2 protein-coding genes are annotated in these 684 nt (G+C 68.6%); one reads left to right on the top strand and one right to left on the bottom strand.

The window, feature by feature from the left end:
- On the bottom strand, window positions 1–220 hold a 220-nt coding region (locus tag AC1DZC_RS20015; protein ID WP_477044491.1), incomplete at its 3' end, for a hypothetical protein.
- A 115-nt stretch (window positions 221–335) separates the two neighbouring features.
- Between AC1DZC_RS20015 and AC1DZC_RS20020 the strand changes: the two genes are divergently transcribed.
- Window positions 336–684 (top strand): hypothetical protein (locus tag AC1DZC_RS20020; RefSeq protein ID WP_477044492.1); only part of this gene is annotated, 349 nt, incomplete at its 3' end.

Genomic DNA, 684 nt, shown 5'->3' on the forward strand with positions numbered 1-684 from the left:
GCGCATCCTCGCGCAGCTCGGCGAACGGATAGGGCCGGACGAGGCCACCACGGGCATCGTGGAAGTTGAGGCCGCGAACGCCGCTAGCCGCGAAATCGAGCGCTTCCCCAAGCGTTTCGAAATCCGCGAAGCGCCGCGCGAGCGAATCTTCGGTGGGCGTCGAGGTCACCGTGGCGCGCTCCGCCAACAGCTCTTCCGATCCCGGAACGTCACTAACCATTATTCCTTGCGCCCTTGAATGCGGCCTTTCCCCAAAAGCCGCTCCACTATGAAAGCCTGCATCTCTGCCGCTTCCAAGCGTTCAAAATCCGTTCCGAGTGTGGCACAATGATGGCGTGATGCCGCAAGCCCGCCCCAGCCGAGAGCGCCGCCCGCCGCCGCCGCTCGATGCGGGAGCGCTGGAAAGGCTGGCCTTGCGCTATGTCGAACGCTTCGCGACGACCCGGGGGCGCCTGACATCCTATCTGACGCGCAAGATCCGCGAACGGGGCTGGGAAGGCGAGCGCGGCGACCCGGCGGCCCTCGCCGAGAAGCTCGCCCAGCTGGGCTATATCGATGACCGGGCGTTCGGCGAGGCGCGCGCCAGCGCGATGGCGCGGCGCGGGCTGGGCAAGCGCCGCGTGGGCGGTGTGCTGCGCCAGGCCGGGATCGGTGAGGAGGATGCCGAGGCGCTGGCCCCGGCGA

It is taken from the genome of Cellulomonas sp. P2_B4, assembly GCF_056404795.1.